Origin of the sequence: Herbidospora sp. NBRC 101105 (assembly GCF_030269205.1) — a bacterium.
Lineage (GTDB): Bacteria > Actinomycetota > Actinomycetes > Streptosporangiales > Streptosporangiaceae > Herbidospora > Herbidospora solisilvae.
On record NZ_BSSX01000005.1, the window covers coordinates 267,635 to 284,060 of the forward strand.

Annotated in this window: 15 protein-coding genes; 6 read left to right on the plus strand and 9 right to left on the minus strand. The window is 68.5% G+C overall.

What is annotated here, in order from left to right; genetic code table 11:
- Positions 1-66 precede the first annotated feature (66 nt).
- Entirely contained in the window at positions 67-1,209 is a 1,143-nt protein-coding gene (gene wecB / locus QSK34_RS21755; protein ID WP_161479715.1) for a non-hydrolyzing UDP-N-acetylglucosamine 2-epimerase, read from the plus strand.
- Between the two features lie 76 nt (positions 1,210-1,285).
- Positions 1,286-3,361: a glycosyltransferase family protein gene (locus tag QSK34_RS21760; RefSeq protein WP_285586076.1), complete on the plus strand. Its 2,076-nt coding sequence runs from the start codon at positions 1,286-1,288 to the stop codon at positions 3,359-3,361.
- A 58-nt stretch (positions 3,362-3,419) separates the two neighbouring features.
- On the opposite strand, the gene QSK34_RS21765 is transcribed toward QSK34_RS21760, so the two are convergent.
- The 6 genes from QSK34_RS21765 to QSK34_RS21790 all read right to left on the minus strand — a co-directional run bounded on the left by QSK34_RS21765 (position 3,420) and on the right by QSK34_RS21790 (position 9,433).
- Positions 3,420-4,799, minus strand: coding sequence for an acyltransferase family protein (locus QSK34_RS21765; RefSeq protein WP_285586077.1), 1,380 nt, complete (start codon positions 4,797-4,799; stop codon positions 3,420-3,422).
- 225 nt (positions 4,800-5,024) lie between these two features.
- A complete protein-coding gene (locus tag QSK34_RS21770) occupies positions 5,025-5,462 on the minus strand; it encodes a hypothetical protein (RefSeq protein WP_285586078.1) in 438 nt (145 codons plus the stop codon).
- Positions 5,459-6,781: an alpha/beta hydrolase gene (locus QSK34_RS21775; protein ID WP_285586079.1), complete on the minus strand. Its 1,323-nt coding sequence runs from the start codon at positions 6,779-6,781 to the stop codon at positions 5,459-5,461. The genes QSK34_RS21770 and QSK34_RS21775 overlap by 4 nt, the downstream gene beginning before the upstream one ends.
- A 72-nt stretch (positions 6,782-6,853) precedes the next feature.
- Positions 6,854-7,306, minus strand: coding sequence for a hypothetical protein (locus tag QSK34_RS21780; protein ID WP_285586080.1), 453 nt, complete (start codon positions 7,304-7,306; stop codon positions 6,854-6,856).
- Complete coding sequence (locus QSK34_RS21785) at positions 7,303-8,598, minus strand: alpha/beta hydrolase (protein WP_285586081.1); 1,296 nt, start codon at positions 8,596-8,598, stop codon at positions 7,303-7,305. Before QSK34_RS21785 ends, QSK34_RS21780 begins: the two co-directional genes overlap by 4 nt.
- Before the next feature lie 31 nt (positions 8,599-8,629).
- A complete protein-coding gene (locus QSK34_RS21790) occupies positions 8,630-9,433 on the minus strand; it encodes an SDR family NAD(P)-dependent oxidoreductase (protein ID WP_285586082.1) in 804 nt (267 codons plus the stop codon).
- Positions 9,434-9,610: 177 nt separating this feature from the next.
- Between QSK34_RS21790 and QSK34_RS21795 the strand changes: the two genes are divergently transcribed.
- From QSK34_RS21795 to QSK34_RS21810, 4 genes are read left to right on the plus strand one after another with little or no spacing between them, the layout of a single operon-like run.
- Positions 9,611-12,010: a sensor histidine kinase gene (locus tag QSK34_RS21795; RefSeq protein ID WP_285586083.1), complete on the plus strand. Its 2,400-nt coding sequence runs from the start codon at positions 9,611-9,613 to the stop codon at positions 12,008-12,010.
- Positions 12,007-12,414 carry a roadblock/LC7 domain-containing protein gene (locus tag QSK34_RS21800; protein ID WP_030456327.1) on the plus strand — a complete coding sequence of 136 codons (408 nt, stop codon included), beginning with the start codon at positions 12,007-12,009 and terminating at the stop codon, positions 12,412-12,414. Before QSK34_RS21795 ends, QSK34_RS21800 begins: the two co-directional genes overlap by 4 nt.
- The gene (locus tag QSK34_RS21805; protein ID WP_062341071.1) at positions 12,411-12,779 is read left to right on the plus strand and encodes a DUF742 domain-containing protein; all 369 of its coding nucleotides are present in this window, start codon (positions 12,411-12,413) and stop codon (positions 12,777-12,779) included. Before QSK34_RS21800 ends, QSK34_RS21805 begins: the two co-directional genes overlap by 4 nt.
- Positions 12,760-13,335 carry a GTP-binding protein gene (locus tag QSK34_RS21810; RefSeq protein WP_061296721.1) on the plus strand — a complete coding sequence of 192 codons (576 nt, stop codon included), beginning with the start codon at positions 12,760-12,762 and terminating at the stop codon, positions 13,333-13,335. The genes QSK34_RS21805 and QSK34_RS21810 overlap by 20 nt, the downstream gene beginning before the upstream one ends.
- A 10-nt stretch (positions 13,336-13,345) precedes the next feature.
- Here QSK34_RS21810 and QSK34_RS21815 read toward each other — a convergent pair whose 3' ends face one another.
- The 3 genes from QSK34_RS21815 to QSK34_RS21825 all read right to left on the minus strand — a co-directional run bounded on the left by QSK34_RS21815 (position 13,346) and on the right by QSK34_RS21825 (position 16,367).
- Positions 13,346-13,708, minus strand: coding sequence for a DUF742 domain-containing protein (locus QSK34_RS21815; RefSeq protein ID WP_161479706.1), 363 nt, complete (start codon positions 13,706-13,708; stop codon positions 13,346-13,348).
- Positions 13,705-15,567: a sensor histidine kinase gene (locus QSK34_RS21820; RefSeq protein WP_285586084.1), complete on the minus strand. Its 1,863-nt coding sequence runs from the start codon at positions 15,565-15,567 to the stop codon at positions 13,705-13,707. Before QSK34_RS21820 ends, QSK34_RS21815 begins: the two co-directional genes overlap by 4 nt.
- 122 nt (positions 15,568-15,689) lie before the next feature.
- Complete coding sequence (locus tag QSK34_RS21825) at positions 15,690-16,367, minus strand: DUF998 domain-containing protein (protein WP_161479704.1); 678 nt, start codon at positions 16,365-16,367, stop codon at positions 15,690-15,692.
- Between the last annotated feature and the right edge of the window lie 59 nt (positions 16,368-16,426).

A 16,426-nucleotide genomic window follows, 5' to 3' on the forward strand; every position in this document is an offset into this window, starting at 1 on the left:
CAGCTACCACGGCGTGACCGTACCATAGGCAACGTTTGCCCCCATCATGGATGAAAGGCAAGGTCAGTGAGGGATTCGCGTCTCCAGGACACCCTCGTCCTGCACGTCCTGGGTGCCCGGCCCAACTTCCCCAAGGCCGCTCCGGTGGTCAACGGACTGGCCGACCTGGGCATCCGTCAGGGCATCGTCCACACGGGGCAGCACTACGACGCCCTGATGTCCGACGTGTTCTTCGCCGACCTCGGACTGCCCGAACCCATCGCGAATCTGGGTGTCGGCAGCGGCTCCCACGCGAAGCAGACCGCGGCGCTCCTCGTCGGCCTGGAGGAGGTCGTCGAGCGGGAGAAGCCGTCTCTGGTGGTCGTGTACGGCGACGTCAACTCCACCCTCGCCGCGATCCTGGTCTGCGCGAAACTGGGGGTGCCCACGGCCCACGTCGAGGCGGGCCTGCGTTCGTTCGACCGGACGATGCCCGAAGAGGTCAACCGCATCGTGGTCGACAGCCTCTCCGAGCTGCTGTTCGCCACCTCGCCGGAGGCGCTGTCCTACCTGGCGAACGAGGGCGTCCCCTCGTCCAAGGTGCATCTGGTCGGCAACCCGATGATCGACAGCCTGTTCTCGGCGCTGCCCAAGCTCGACCCGGCACCCGTGCAGGAGCGCCTGGGCATCTCGGGCGAATACGCGGTCGCCACGCTCCACCGCCCCGCCAACGTCGACGACCCCGCCGCCGCGAAGGAGCTCGTGGACGCGGTCCTCGGCGTCGCCGAGCAGGTGCCGGTCATCGTGCCGCTGCACCCGCGTGGCCGCACCCGCCTGGCGGAGGCCGGCCTGGTCGACGGCCCTCGGATGCGCATCATCGACCCACTGGGCTACATCGACTTCCTGTCGCTGGTCAGGGGCGCGGCGCTGGTCGTGACCGACTCGGGCGGCGTGCAGGAGGAGACCACCATGCTGGAGGTGCCGTGCCTGACCGTGCGGATGAACACCGAACGCCCGATCACGGTGACCCACGGGACCAACCGCCTGGTGACCCCCGCCTCGTTGCCCGCCGCCGCCACGGTCGCGCTGGCCGAAGGCGCGAAGACGCCCTCGGGTGACCTGCCGATGTTGTGGGACGGCAAGGCCGGCCCGCGCATCGCCCGGGTCATCGCCGCCTGGCTGCAGGGCGAGAACCTCTCCCCCGCCGCCCGGAACGTCGTCGGGGACTAAGTCCGACAAACACACCAAACGACCACGGCCTGCGCCGTACGATATCGACCCTTGAGACGACGAGCAGGGACGAGGCATGTCTGAGACCGACGAGACCCCCGACGAGCCGAGATTCCAGCGCCTCGGCCCGGTCAACTGGCTGCCCGAGGACCGTCGCACCGTCGAGTTCTACGAGGAGACGATCCGCGAGCTGGAGACCCGGCTCGCCTACCAGGAGGCCCGCGCCGAGTACGCCCTCTGGAAGGCCAAGGCCACCCAGACCGGGCGTCAGTACCGGGTGGGCGAGGCCATCACCAAGGCCGGCTCCAACCCCAAGAAGATCGTCAAGCTGCCGGGCGACCTGCGCAAGGCGTGGCGGGGCAACAAGGCCCCCAAGGCGCCGCCGTCGGCCTTCGACGTCCAGGCCGAGGCCGAGAAGCGCGGCCCCACGGTCAGGATCCCCAACCTGAAGTGGCCCGACCCCGAGGGCATCCAGAACCGCCCCGACCTCAAGGTCGCGGTCATCCTGGACGACTTCTCCCGGCTCGCCTTCAAGTACGAGTGGGACCAGATCGAGTTCGGCCTGCACGACTGGCGCGAGATCTTCGCCGAGAAGCGCCCCGACGTGCTGTTCTGCGAGTCGGCCTGGCACGGCAACCAGGGCCGCTGGCGCTACCAGATGACCGGCACCAACGCGCCCAAGCAGGAGCTGCGCGACCTGGTCGAATGGTGCCGCTCCGAGGGCATCCCGACGGTCTTCTGGAACAAGGAGGACCCGCCGAACTTCGACTTCTTCATCGACACGGCCAAGCTGTTCGACCAGGTGTACACCTGCGACGGCGACATGATCCCGAAATACCGTGAGATCCTCGGCCACGACCGCGTCGGCGTGCTCCAGTTCGCCGCGCAGCCGCGCATCCACAACCCGATCATGACCCGCTGGGGCCGCAAGTACGACGTCGTCTTCGGCGGCATGTACTTCCGCGACAAGCACCCCGAGCGCCGGGAGCAGATGGAGACCGTCATCGCCCCCACCCGGGAGCTCGGCCTGCACATCTTCGCCCGCAACGCCTCCGTCGCCGACAAGTACGCCTGGCCCGAGGAGTACCGCCCCCACATCGTCGGCGAACTGCCCTATGAGCAGATGCTGGCGGCGTACAAGATGTACAAGGTCTTCCTGAACGTGAACTCGGTGATCGACTCACCGACCATGTGCGCCCGCCGGGTCTTCGAACTCTCCGCCTGCGGCACCACCGTGTTGTCCGGCTGGTCGCGCGCCATCGAGGAGACCTTCGGCCCGCTGATCCCGATCGCGCACTCGCAGGAGGAGGCGTACAACCGGGCGCTGTACTACATCAACAGCCCCGAACTGCGCGCCCGCCAGGGCCACCTCGCCATGCGCGAGGTCTTCGACAAGCACCTGTTCTCCCACCGCGTCGACCAGATCCTCGGCGACCTCGGCCACCCCGTCGCCGAACGCTCGCTCAGCGTCTCGGTGGTCCTGCCGACCAACCGCGCGGGCCAGCTCGAACACGCCATCTCCCAGGTCGCCCGCCAGCGCCACCGCAACCTGGAACTCATCCTCGTCCTGCACGGCCTGTCGGAAGACGCCGATGTGGTGCGCGACAAGGCACTCGCCGCCGGCATCCCGGCCGTGAAGGTCCTGCACGCACCGCCCCACTTCACCCTGGGCGAGGTGCTCAACCTCGGCATCGCGCAGGCCGAGGGCGAACTCATCTCCAAGATGGACGACGACAACCTCTACGGCCCCAACTACCTGTGGGACCTGGTGCGCGTCTTCGACTACGCCGACTGCGAGCTGACCGGCAAGGGGGCGCACTACACGTACTTCCCCGACTCCAACACGACGGTCTTCCGGCTGCCCGGCCTGGAGAACCGGTACACCCACCTGGTGCAGGGCGCGACCATCCTGGCGCGCGCCGACCTGCTGCGGACCTACCCCTTCGAAGCGGTCAACGCGGGCGAGGACACCCGGCTGGTGCGCAGACTGAAGGAAGAAGGGGTGCGCATCTACTCGGCCGACCGGTTCAACTTCGTGTACATGCGCGGGTCGGACGCCTCACAGCACACGTGGCAGGCGGCGGACTACAAGCTGACCCGCAACGCGGTGTTCTCGTTCGTGGCCCACCCGGATGAGCACGTGATGATCTGATCCCCTGTACGTCGGGACGGCGCCACCTCTTCTGCGATGAGGGGCGCCGTTCTGCTTTTTAGGGGTGGTGGGGGTGGGCGGGTGGTGTGCGGTCGTCTGGGCGGAAACGGGTGGCAGGGCCGGGCGGGCTACCTTCGTGCGGCCACGCGGGCGGAGGTGTGCCCTCGTTGGACCAAGTTTGGGCCGCGCCGCCCTGCGGTAGGCCGGTTTGCGGTTCATCATCCCTGGGCCAGGCGTGGGAGGTGCCACCTTGCGGCTGGTTGGTTCGATGTGGTGCATCGTCGTTCGGCCAAGCCGGTGGGGCGGGCGGATGCATGCCCTCGTTCGGCCAGGTCGTGTCGCCCTGCGGTTCGCCGTTTGGCCCGGTCTGGGGTGTGGCGGCGTGGGGGCGGTCTCCGGGGGGCGGCTCAACGGGTGGGGGCGACTGGCGTGCGGGGTCGGATTTGAAGGCCCACTTCAGGTTGGGCTCGATCGCCCATTTGAAGAGCCGGCGGAACGGCGGGGTGCACAGGACGGCCGTGAGGGCGACGCCGAAGACGATCACGGCGGCCACGCCGACGGGGTTGTTGAGCTGGTCGTGGAAGCGGTCGAGGCCCTTCACGACGAAGCCGTGCAGCAGGTAGGCGTAGATGGTCAGGCCACCCAGCGCGGTGAACCACGTCTTTCTCGACGTGATGATCGACAGGAAGGCCGCCACCAGGACCGCCCCGATGACCAGCATCAGCAACCGGATGCCCGCTCCGGTGAGGTTGTCGACCCCGATCCTCGTGTAGGCGTGCCGCCAGCGGATCCACTCCGTCGGCACGTCGTAGTGGACCAGGAACGTGATCCCGATCCCGGCGGCCAGCACGAGCGCTCCGGTGAGCCTGACCCACCTCTTCTTGAGGAGGTCGAAGTGTCGCGGGGTCAGCACCAGGCCCAGGACGTAGAACGGGAGCAGGCCCAGGGTTCGGTTCATCGACAGTTCGTCGGGGAGCGCCGAGGCGCCGCTGATGAGGGAGATGCCGACCGCGACGGCCAGCGGCCACTTGACCTGGAACCACACCGGGGTCGAGAGCCGCCAGATGAACAGCGAGAGCAGGAACCAGGTGAGGAAGTAGGGGTCGAGCAGGGTGAGCTGGAACTTGCCGTAGAGGATCCAGCGCGGCAGCGAGTAGGCGATCTCGAAGATGACGTAAGGGACTAACAGCGTCGAGACGAGCTTCTGTGCTCTCAGCCGGGTGAAGTTCCGCGACAGGTAGCCGCTGATGGTGATGAACAACGGCATGTGGAACGTGTAGACGAAGAGGTAGAGCGCGTGCGCGTACGGTACGTCGCGCAGATCCTCCACCAGGTGCCCGCACACGACCAGGACGATCGCCCAGAACTTGGCGTTGTCGAGGAAGGGGTCGCGCTGCGAGACAACCGAGGGGCTTGAAGAAGTCACTGCCGCTGCCACCTGGGGACGCTATCGGGGCGAAAGAGAACACAACGGGGAGCTGACGAAAACGGCAGGCGAACACTTGCTGGGAAGCGTTTGGGAGCTCCAGAGCGGGAGAATCACTCCCGGTTCTCGGGTGGGGTGCCCGGTTGGCGGGGTGGGTGATTTGGTGCTTATGGGAGCTGGCATCGGTCTACACCTCTCTTACCGCTGAACGAGGCTGTGCCCGGTCGCGAGGGCGCTTCACACATCTCGCCACGCTTCGGGAACCTCTCCGTCGAGGCAGGCGGTGTTCCCGGCGATCCAGACGGTGCCGCGCTCGGGGAAGCCGTGCACAGACATCTCGATCAGCCGGCCACGGACGACCACTTCGGGGCGGTTGGGGTGCTGTGTGCGGTCCATCTGAATGGTGAGCCCCTCCCGGCGCCAGAGTTCGCCGACCGCAACAACCGTCGCCCGAGGGTCTCGGGCGGGAGCGGTGAATTCCAGTTGGAAGGCTTCGCCTTCTCCGAAGTCGCATGGCCAGTTACCGGGAGTGCGGACAGGTGGGCCAGTGAGCGAACTCGCCTGAAGTGCCCGCCCCAGCGCCGCTTCGAGATCACTGAGCGCAGCGGATATCGGTGGGCGAGGCTCGGATGCGCACCCGGTGACCAGAAGGAGTGCGATCGCGAGTCGCTTCACAGAGCGGCCCTCGCTTCCTCATACGTCTCGTAGTCGTCACCGACGATCACCCTGGCCAGGTTGAGTCTGGCAAGACGGCCTGCCTGGCTGCCGCCGAAGTAGTCAGAGTGGGCATTCATATCGATGCCAAAGACAGGATGGGCTTCCGACCCTGACGACAGGCGCTGCACCCCAGACATATAGACGGGATCTTCCCCATGACCCGCGATGCTGTCCGGCAATGGCACAAACATGCCGAGGGTCTCATCTGCGGTCGGGACCAGCTTGATGATGTCGCCTTGATGCCGCATGGCGAACAACTTCGTCTCCGGAGCGTTGAGCTCGTCGGCGGACTCGACGCCCCAACCAGGACTCGCGACCGCGATCAAGTTGTCAGCGCGAAGGCCCGCCTTGACCGCGTGCCCTGTGACCACGCTCCCATAAGAGTGACCGATCAAGGTGGTCCGCACCTCGGGTGCGATACGAAGATCGCCGACGAAGGTTCGCAACTGCGGTGCACCACGATCGGCCTGCAGATCGAACACCGCTGCACCGAGCCCTTGAGGTAGCGGCGCACCCATCCACAGGATGGTGGCGGTATCAGCGGAGAGACCGATGGCCCCCTTGTGGACTGCTTCCAGAATTTCCTCGGAGCCCCCGACATAGTTCATGAGGCTGTTCCCGGTGCCGGGAACCAGGATGGCCACGTTCTTCGCGGTGGCGAGGTCGCCCTTGACCTCGGCGATCTTGCCCAGGCCTCTCGGGTCGAAGAGCAGAAGTTGCCGGTCGGGATTGAGAAGTTCGGCGTATCTGGCCGCCGTGGCCTTGTCGCCGACTCGAAGGGCCTCCGCATGCGCCTGACGTACAAGCTGGCGGTTCGCCGCGAAGCGGAGTTCGAACGGGACCCCGGCCCTGGCACCCACCTGCGCCGCCCGCGCCAACGCCACGCCGAGCGCCTGCACCGAAGAGAGCGCAGCGAAGAACGCCGCCGCATCACCCTCCGCGCCAAGGGCGTCGAACGCGGCGAGTTGGTCGTCGAGGCCGCCCGCCGCCGCCGTCATCAGGGCGTCGTAGGCCGCGTTGTCGCCAGTGGGGTTCCAGCCGATGAGGTCGGCCTGAGCGGCCACGGCCGCTCTCCTGCGGATCTCGGCCGCCGAAGAGTGGCACCACTCGACCAGGTTGCGCAGCGGTCCTTCGTAGTGCGCCAGTTCCGGCGAAGCGGTCAGAGGAAGCCCGACGGCCACCGAGGCACCCTGCAGGCGGCTGATCTCCTCGGCCGCCGCATCAAGACGGGAGGCCAGGAGGCGCATCGATGCGGCATCGGCGAGACAGAAGGTCACCAGCAGATGGTAAACGAACCATCACCCAAAGTTATCTGCATCGTCTGCGCAGCCGTCGCAAGGTCTCCGCGCCTATAGGACATCACGCCATGTCTCCGGCACTTCGCCCTCCAAGCAGGCCGTGCTTCCCCAGATCCACACCGCTTTGCGGTCGGGGAAGCCAGTGATCGTCATCTCGACCAACCGTCCTCGAACGGTCGCCTGCGGCCACTTCTGGTCTCGCGTCCGGTCTGACACGACCGTCAGCCCCTCCCGACGCCACGATGCCAAGACCTCCGCGACCGTCCTGGCCGGCTCCTCCGATGCGCCGTCGATGTCGACGCTCGCGCCATGGCGGGTCTCCGAGTGGCACGGATGAGGCCTCGGTTTCCTCGCCACATCAACGGGCAAGCCGGCCGCCTGCACGGCGCGGGTGAGAGCGGCGTCCAGATCGGCGATGGCCTCTGCGATCACCGGTTCCTCTTCGGACCACATGTGGCATCCCCCAATCGCGAGCAGGAGCACGAAGGCCAGCAGGTGTCTCATCGGCCCGCCTCTCCCACGACGACGCGAGCGATGTTCCACGTGGCCACGTGAGACGCCGCCGAGTGTCCGAAGTAGTCGGAGTGCGCGTGCATGTCCACTCCCAACGTCGACTCCCCGCCTGAGGGCAGGCGCTCGACACCGCGCAGGTAGACGGGATCGCTCCCATGGCCCGCTATCGACGTGGGTGGGACGATGCCCATCACCGACATCACGTCGTCCACGGGCGGGACGAGTTTGATGACGTCACCTTCATGACGCATCGCGAACAGGCGCGTCTTCGGAGCGTTGAGTTCGGCGGCGAAGTCGACGCCCCACCCGGGGCTGGCGACGGCGATGAGGTTGTCGGGATGGAGGCCCGCCTTGACCGCGTGCCCCGTGACCACGCTCCCATATGAATGGCCGATCAAGGTGGTGCGCACGTCGGGTTGGAGACCGAGACCTTCGGTGAACTCCCGCAGTTTGGACGCGCCGCGTTCGGCGTGGAACCTCAGCGCCGCCGCTCCCAGGCCAGACGGCAGTTCCGCGCCCACCCACATGATCGTCGCCGAGGCGCCTCCGGACATGCGCGCCGTCGATTCGTGCACGTTGCGGAGGTCGGCCCCGGCGCCCCTGAGGTAGTTGGCGAGTCTGCTCCCGGTGCCGGGCACCATGATGGCGACCGACGTGGCGGCGGCGAGGTCTCCCAAGACCTCGGCGATGCGGCCCGCGCCGCGAGGGTCGAACAGCAGAAGTTGCCGGTCAGGGGCCAGCAGCTTCGTGTATCTGTCCGCTGCCGCCCCGTCCCCCACCCGAACCGCCTCCGCAAGCGCGAGCCGCACAAGATGCCGGTTCGCCGCGAAGCGCAGTTCGAACGGCACCCCCGCCCGCGCTCCCACCTCCCCCGCCCGCGCCAACGCCACCGCGAGGGCCCGCCCCGGCGTCAGTCCCGCGAAGAACGCCGCCGCGTCCCCGTCGGCCCCCAGCCGGTCGAAGGCCGCGAGTTCGTCATCCACCCCGCCCGCGGCCGCCGACTTCAGCGCCTCGTAGGGGCTCGCCCCCGCGAAGGGGCCGTGTTCGATCAGGTCGGCCTGGGCCGCGACGGCCGCTCTCCTTCTCAGGTCGGCGGCCGACGCGTGGCACCATTCGACCAGTTCGCGCAGCGGCCCCTCGTAGTGGGCGAGTTCGCGCGGTGCGGTCAGGGGCAGCCCTGCGGTCACCGAACCGCCCTGGAGGCGGGTGATCTCTCCGGCCGCCTCGTCAAGGCGGGTGGCCAGCAGGCGCATCGACTCGGCATCCGCCAGGCAGAACGTCACCAGCAGATGGTAAACGAACGATCACATTCCGTTAGGGCTTACTTTCGAGCCCGACCGCTTCGGCACTCACCTTCCAGAGGCGTTCGGCCAGGTCAGGGTCTTTCATCCGGGCCGGCACCTTGTCGGGGCGGTTGTCTCGGAAGTAGGTCCCGGCCAGCTTCTCGCCGTCCTCCGAGGTCGCCAGGTGGGTCAGGCGGGCCGCCGCCTTCTCCACCGGCTCGTGGAGGCCTGGGAGGGTGACGAGTTTCATGAACAGGGTTCCCCCGGCAAATGACGTCTTGATGACCCCGGGATGGAAACAGGTCGCTTTACTGCCGCGCGCGGCGAGGGCGACCGTGAATAGAGCGTTCGCTTGTTTGGTTTCGCCATACTGCAGCCAGCCGTTCCACCGGCGGCGTTCTCGCGAGAGGTCGTCGGGGTCGAGGCGGGCCGTCTTCGCGGCGCGGGAACTCGTCGTCACGACACGCCCGACGCGATCTAGAAGAATATTCGTCAGCAGGAACGGCGAGAGGTGGTTGACCTGGATCATGAGTTCGTGACCGTCCGCAGTCATGCGGCGGTCGGGCACCATCACGCCGGCGTTGTTCGCCAGGACGTCGATCCGGTCGTACTTCGCGCGGATTCGGGAGGCCAGATCGCGGACGTCGGCCAACCTCGCGAAGTCCGAAACCTCGACGGTCACCTCACTGTCGGCGACAGAACGGACACGGGACGCAGTCGACTCTAAGCGTTCGCGATCCCTCCCAACCAACACAAGTTGGTATCCCTTTTGGGCAAGATCCAGCGCCGCAGCAGCACCAACGCCCGAACTGGCCCCGGTGATCACGCTAATCATCAATTCCTCCACTGCGCTCGAACTGTATCGGTGCTAGTCTCCTGTGCGATCTTCCGGAGGTGCATTTCCCCCCAAATGCGGCGCGAGCCTCCACGCACTGCAGGAGTGGCCATGGGTTCAAGAAACCGGTCGATTCGGTTCAAGATCTTTCTCTTGTTGCTTCTGCCTCTTCTGACGTTGAGCGCACTGTGGGGATTCGTCCTCAACCTCACCGTCGGTGACGGGCTGGCCCTGTTACGCACGGGCCAGCTGTACGAGTCCGTCGGCGTCAGCTCCACGGATCTCGGGCTCCGGCTCCAGGCCGAGCGCGCCATGGTGGCCGAGCTGCTGAGCCAGAACCGGACGTCCTCCCCCGAGCTGAACGCGCTGCAGGCGCAGACGACGTCCACCGTGAACTCCTTCGTCAAGGTCGCCACGGCGTCGGACAATCGGTCGATCATGTCCGACACCCTCCAGCGATCGATGGACGACCTGCTCGGCGCGTTGGACGAGCTCTCGAACATCCGCGACTCGGTCTCGGTCGGCAAGTTCAACGTGCTGCAGGCCATTGTCGCCTACAACACGATCTTGGACGAGCTGTTCGACGTCTACGAGCAGATGGTCCAGATCCCCGACGTGGCCATGTTCCAGCAGGCCAGTGCCCTGGTGACCATGGGCACCGCGCACGAGATGCTGGCCCGCGAGGACGCCCTGGTGAAGGGCTCGCTGGCGCAGAACCAGATGTCGGCCGAGGCGCACAATGCGTTCGCGGAGTTCGTGGCGCTGCGCAAGCACTACTACGCGAAGAACCTGCCGACGCTGCTGCCCGACGTGCGCGGGCCGTATGAGCGGGTGCTCAACTCCGACCTCTACGCGCGGTTCTCGGAGCTCGAAGACCTGATCCTGTCGCAGCAGCGGCTGGGCGGCGCGCTGCCGGCCGACGTGATGCGCTGGCAGCCCACCACCGACAGCCTGGTCGGCGAGCTCGACCGGGCGCGCGGGCCGGCCACCGAGGCGCTCAACGCCCACTCGGCCGACCTCGCCACCGGGATCCTCGGACGGATCGCCATCGCGGGTGGTGTGGGTCTGATCGCCGTCGTGGCGACGATCGTCTTCTCGGTGCGGTTCGGCCGCCGGCTCGTCGCCGACCTGGCCGACCTGCGCAACGCCGCGCTCGAACTGGCCGACCAGCGGCTGCCCCAGGTCGTCGACCGCCTCAAGAAGGGCGAGGACGTCGACGTCGAGCACGAGGCGCCGCCCATCGACGCCGGCGGTTCGATGGAGGTCGAGGACGTCGGCCACGCCTTCAGCTCCGTGCAGCGGACCGCCATCGAGGCGGCCGTCGGGCAGGCGGCGCTGCGGCGCGGCGTCGGCCACGTGTTCCTCAACCTGGCCCGCCGCAACCAGAGCCTGCTGCACCGCCAGCTCACCCTGCTCGACTCGATGCAGCGCCGGTCGAAGGACCCGGAGTCGCTGGAGGACCTGTTCCGCCTCGACCACCTCACGACCCGCATGCGCCGTCACGCGGAAGGCCTCATCATCCTCTCGGGCGCCGCGCCCGGCCGCTCGTGGCGCAAGCCCGTTCCGGTCGTGGACGTCATGCGCGCCGCCGTCGCCGAGGTCGAGGACTTCACGCGGGTGACCGTGCTGCCGATGCCGGGCGCCTCGCTGACCGGCGCGGCCGTCGCCGACGTCGTCCACCTGCTGGCCGAGCTGATCGAGAACGCCACGATCTTCTCGCCGCCGCAGACCAAGGTGCAGGTCCGGGCCGAACTGGTGGCCAACGGGCTGGTGCTGGAGGTCGAGGACCGCGGTCTCGGGCTGGCCCCCGAGGAGTACGCCGAGATCAACGACAAACTCGCCAGCCCGCCCGAGTTCGACCTGGCCGACTCCGACCGGCTCGGCCTGTTCGTGGTCGGCCAGCTCGCGGCCCGTTACGGCATCAGCGTGGTGCTCCGGTCGTCCCCGTACGGCGGCACGACCGCCATCGTGCTCATCCCGCGCAGCCTCGTCTCCGACGGGACGCCGGGAGGCGCCGTACCGTCGCGGAACGGCGCGCACGCCGCGCTGACCGCGGCCGAGAGCGGCGACCCGAGCGACCTGAGCGACCTCGGTGACCACGAGCCCCGGCACAAGAAGCAGGAGCCCGAAGAGGAGGTCGTCTTCCGGGCCGAGGAGAAGCCCTCGGTGGAGGAGCCCGAGCCCTCCCCCTACTTCACCCCGTCGGAGCGGCGCATCGAGGCGGTCCCGCCCGTCGAGCTGGTGCCGCCGATGGAGCCCGAGGAGAAGCCGGCGCTCTCCGCGCGCGGCCTGCCCACCCGGACCCGCACCACGGCCGCCCGGCCGACTCTGCCGAACAACATGCCGACCTCGGTCGCCAGCGGCACCCACAACGGGCTGCCCCGCCGGGTCCGGCAGGCGAACTTGGCACCGCAGCTCATGGACACCCCCTTGACCGCGCCCGTCGCCGAGACGCCGGAGGAACGGTCGCCGGAACAGGCTCGCGCGATGTTCTCCGCCTTCCAACATGGAGCGCGCAGGGGCCGTGAGGATGCAGACTACGCAGATAACGCGAACGGCGAGAAGGGTGAGGAATGACCGGGAAAGTCTCGGGGTCCGGCGAACTGAACTGGTTGCTCGATGACCTCATCAGCCGGGTGGGGGCCGTCCGTCAGGCGGTGATCCTCTCCACTGACGGTCTGGTCGTGGGTGCATCCCAGGGACTCTCACGTGAAGACAGCGAGCACCTGTCGGCGGTGGCCGCCGGGTTCCAAAGCTTGGCCAGGGGGGCCGGACGGCACTTCGGCGGCGGTGAGGTCCGCCAGACCATCGTCGAGATGGAGGCCGCCTTCCTGTTCGTGACGGCCGCCGGGCAGGGCACCTGCCTGGCCGTGCTGGCCGCCTCGGACGCCGACGTCGGTCACATCGCCTACGAGATGGCGATGCTGGTCAAGAGGGTGGGGCAACACATCTCGACCAACCCCAGGAGGGCCACACCGTGACGCGCAAGGAGTGGCTGGACGACGACGCCGGGCCCGTCGTCCGTCCCTTCGCGCTCATCGGCGGCCGGGCCCGCTCCTCCGGCGACGACCTCGACCTGATCGCGCTGATCACCACCACCGGTGTCAGTCCGCGCGACCGGGCCGACATCACGCCGGAGCAGGCCACCATCCTCGAACTGGCGGCCGACACCGCCTCGGTCGCCGACATCGCGTCGGATCTGAACCTCGCCCTCGGGGTGGTGCGGGTACTCCTCGGTGATCTGCAAGACCAGGGGCTGGTGCGGGTGCGCCCGCCGGCTCAGGTTGCGCCGCTGCCAAGCGCGCGCATTCTCAAGGAAGTGATCAATGGCCTTCGCGCCCTCTGACGAGCCGGTCGCTCTCAAGATCCTCGTCGCCGGCGGCTTCGGCGTCGGCAAGACCACGCTGGTCGGGGCGATCAGCGAGATCCGCCCGCTGCGGACCGAAGAAGTGTTGTCCGACCGCGGTGTGGGCGTGGACGACCTCGACGGCGTCGAGACGAAGACGACCACCACGGTCGCCATGGACTTCGGCCGCATCACGATCCGCGAGGGGCTCGTCGTCTACCTGTTCGGCACGCCCGGCCAGGAGCGCTTCTGGTTCATGTGGGACGAGCTGTCGTACGGCGCGCTCGGCGCGGTCGTGCTGGCCGACACCCGCAGGCTGACCGACTGCTTCCCGTCGATCGACTACTTCGAGCAGCGGGGCACCCCGTTCATCGTCGCGGTCAACTGCTTCGACGGCGCCGAGCGTTACGAGCCCGACGACGTCCGCATCGCGCTCGACCTCGACCCGGAGATCCCGGTCATGCTCTGCGACGTGCGTCGCCGGGCGTCGGCCAAGGTCGTGCTGGTGACCCTGGTCGAGCACGCGCTGAAGACCCTGACCGCCACCCAGCGCTGAAGCGCGCGCCTCACAGCGCGCGCAGGCCGTTGATGACCTCGCGGAGGATGTTCTCCGCGGGGGGCTTCGCCGTGTTCGCGGGGCGGACCAGGATCAGGCCGTGGTCGAGCAGGTCGCCCAGCAGGATCCGGACCACGCCGAGAGGCAGGTCGGCGTCGGAGGCGACGTCGGCCACCTGGCGCGAGCGCGGGATGAGCCCCAGCAGCCGCTGGTGCTCGCGGTTCAGGTCGGCCCCCGGCTGGATCCGGGCGCCGGTGGCGGCGACCACCGACATGAGGTCGAGGGGCGCGTCGGTCGTGGCCCGCCCCCTGGTGAGCGCGTAGGACCGGACGACCGGCCCGTCGTCGACCCATTCCTCCGACGACGCGGTCATGCGCGGACCCCTTCCAGCACCGGCTCCGGCGCGAGCGCCGAGGACGGGATGAGCACAATGGCGGTGGTTCCGCCGAACGGCGACTGCCGCAGTTCCACACGTACTCCCAGTCGGGTGGCCAGCCGTCCGACGACGACCAGGCCGAGCCGGTCGGTGTCGGCCAGATCGAACTCCGGCGGGCTGGCCAGTCGTGAATTGATCTTTTCTAGCTCGGCCGGGCCGAGCCCCAGGCCCCGGTCCTCGATCTCGACCGCGAACCCCTTGGCGACCGTCTCGCCCCGGACCGAGACCTCGGTCTGCGGCGGCGAGTAGGTCGTGGCGTTCTCGATGAGCTCGGCGAACAGGTGGATGTAGTCGGCGACGGAGGCGCCCTGGACGGCCACCTCCGGCATCGGGTAGATCCGGACTCTCGGGTAGTCCTCCACCTCGGCCACGGCGCCCTGGAGCATCTCCGCGACGGCCACGGCCTGCCGGTAGGTCCGGCCCGGCGTACCGCCCGAGAGGACGATCAGGCCTTCGGCGTGCCGCCGCATGCGGGTGGTCAGGTGGTCGAGCCGGAAGAGCTCTTCCAGAGTGCCCGGGTCCTCGGTACGGCGTTGCATGCCGTCGAGCAGTTTGAGCTGCCGCTGCAGCAGCCCCTGACTCCGCCGGGCGAGGTTGCGCAGCGCGAGGCCCACGCTCTCGCGCAGCCGGGCCTGGTCGACGGCCGCGTCGATCGCGGTGTGCTGCACGGCGCTGAAGGCGTGCGCGAGGTCGGCGACCTCGCCCGTGGTGCCCGGCGGTTCCAGCGCGGGCGCCTCGGCGGCCACGTCGACCTTCTCGCCGCGCCGCAGGCGCTCCACCACCCGGGGCAGCCGGACCTCGGCCAGTTGCCGTGCCGCGCCGCGCAGGGTGGCGAGCTCCCGGGTCAGGGCGCGCCCGAGGCGTACCGACACGAAGAGGGTCAGCACGACGGCGACCAGCCCGAGCAGCCCGGCGACGCCGGTGCGGACGAACGTGCTCACCGCCACCGGTTCGGCCCGCACCGACAGGCGCTGCTCGCTCGACAGCAGGGCGTCGCGGAAGGCCTTCTCGGTGGCGTCGACGGCCCGCCGCCACGCCGTGTGGCTGACCGGCGCGGCGCTCACGATCCGCGTCTCCAGCCGGATGTACGACCGGTAGGCGTCGGAGACCAGCATGTCCTCGAACGGCTTGCGCAGTTCGGGGTCGAGCTCCTTCATGCCCTGGAGGAACAGGAAGTCGCGGGTGCCGGAGTAGCGGATGAAGGCCCGGCTCTCCTCGACGGTGAACGGCCGCTCGTTGATGAGCACGCCGGCGCCCAGAGCGCTCTCGCGGGCCAGGAAGTCCTTGGCGAACGACAACAGGCCCAGGCTGCGCGACTGCTGGTAGAGCGGCACGTCGTTGTTGAGCGTGATGGTGTGGTCGAGCGCCTGCATCGCGGTCGGCAGCAGGCCGAACCGCTCGCCGAGTGCGGTCAGCCCGACCGCCTTGGTGTCGATGTCGTTGCGCAGGTCGTCGAGTTCGTCGACGGCCGCCATCACGTCGCTGAAGCGCCCGGCCATGGCCGGGGTCAGCGCGTCCTGCACGTCGGGGGTCGCCGCCTGGCGGCGCAGGTCCTTGCGGGCCCGGTCGGTGACCAGGCGCTGTTCCACGAGGGTGTCGAAGGCCTGGCGGGTGCCGGTGGCGGCGTACTCGGCCGACAGCAGGTGCTCCCGCTGGAGGGCCAGCACGAGCGTGTCGCCGGGGCGGCCGAGGCCGTCGTAGAGGCGTTCCACCTTGAGCAGGTCGAGCGATTCACCGGTCGTGATGACCGCCGCGAAACCCCAAAGGCCCACCAGGGAGACCAGTGGAATGATCAACAGCGTGGAAATCTTGAACCGGATGGATCTGCTCGAAGCCATGGCACCTCATCGGCCGTACGTAGCCGATGAGGTTAGCAGTTTGCCCCGGTTTGATTCATTCGAGGATCACGATTGTCTGGTCACGCGGCGTGAGCGTGCGGGCTCACGGCCTCGGACGTGGCGTTTTGTGTCGGCTCGGCAACGGGCTGACGGACGACTCCCGGAACTGTAGTGATCGCGGTCATGAGCCCGACTCGGAGAAGCTGCCAGGTGATCGAGGCCACCAGGGCGAACTCGACGACGAGCAGGCCGCGCTCGGCCGCGCCGATCAGCACGCCCCGGCCGGGCAGCGCCGCGTAGGTGACGGCGGCCAGGCCGAGCCCCGCGAGCAGGGTCAGCCATTCGAGTGTGCGGGCCACCGGCCGCCACTCGTCGTGGTCGCCGAACCGGCCGGCGAGTTGCGCGGTCGCGACGGGCAGCGCCAGGAACGCGACCGCCACGAGGTAGTCCTGCGCACGCGTCCACGGGATGACGGCGACGGCGAGCAGGGTGAGGGACCAGAGGAGGATCAGCCGCTCGGGCCAGCCGTCGACCGGGGCGGCGGCGGCCTTCAGTCCGGCGAGCAGGGCCAGTGAGGCCAGGCCCAGCATCGCGAGGGCGAACTCGGTCAGCACGCCGCGCTCCTGGGCGGCGTACTCGCTGATCGACAGCGCGACCGGGTCGAGGTGAGAGGAGGGATCAAGCTGACCGGCCACGACGGCGGCCATCGCGAGCACCAGACCGGAGATCGCGATCACGGGGGAGAGCCTCTTGACCATACTTCGAGAGTGCCTCTTCGGCCGCCGGATATGCATCCGGTTAAGACCCCATTCGCCCC

Bases quoted from the DNA above. Each gene is read 5' to 3' on its own strand.
- QSK34_RS21790 (WP_285586082.1), bottom strand. From the start codon at position 9,433: ATGATTAGCGTGATCACCGGGGCCAGTTCGGGCGTTGGTGCTGCTGCG.
- QSK34_RS21810 (WP_061296721.1), top strand. From the start codon at position 12,760: ATGGCCTTCGCGCCCTCTGACGAGCCGGTCGCTCTCAAGATCCTCGTC.
- QSK34_RS21760 (WP_285586076.1), top strand. From the start codon at position 1,286: ATGTCTGAGACCGACGAGACCCCCGACGAGCCGAGATTCCAGCGCCTC.
- QSK34_RS21815 (WP_161479706.1), bottom strand. From the start codon at position 13,708: ATGACCGCGTCGTCGGAGGAATGGGTCGACGACGGGCCGGTCGTCCGG.
- QSK34_RS21780 (WP_285586080.1), bottom strand. From the start codon at position 7,306: ATGAGACACCTGCTGGCCTTCGTGCTCCTGCTCGCGATTGGGGGATGC.
- QSK34_RS21800 (WP_030456327.1), top strand. From the start codon at position 12,007: ATGACCGGGAAAGTCTCGGGGTCCGGCGAACTGAACTGGTTGCTCGAT.
- QSK34_RS21825 (WP_161479704.1), bottom strand. From the start codon at position 16,367: ATGGTCAAGAGGCTCTCCCCCGTGATCGCGATCTCCGGTCTGGTGCTC.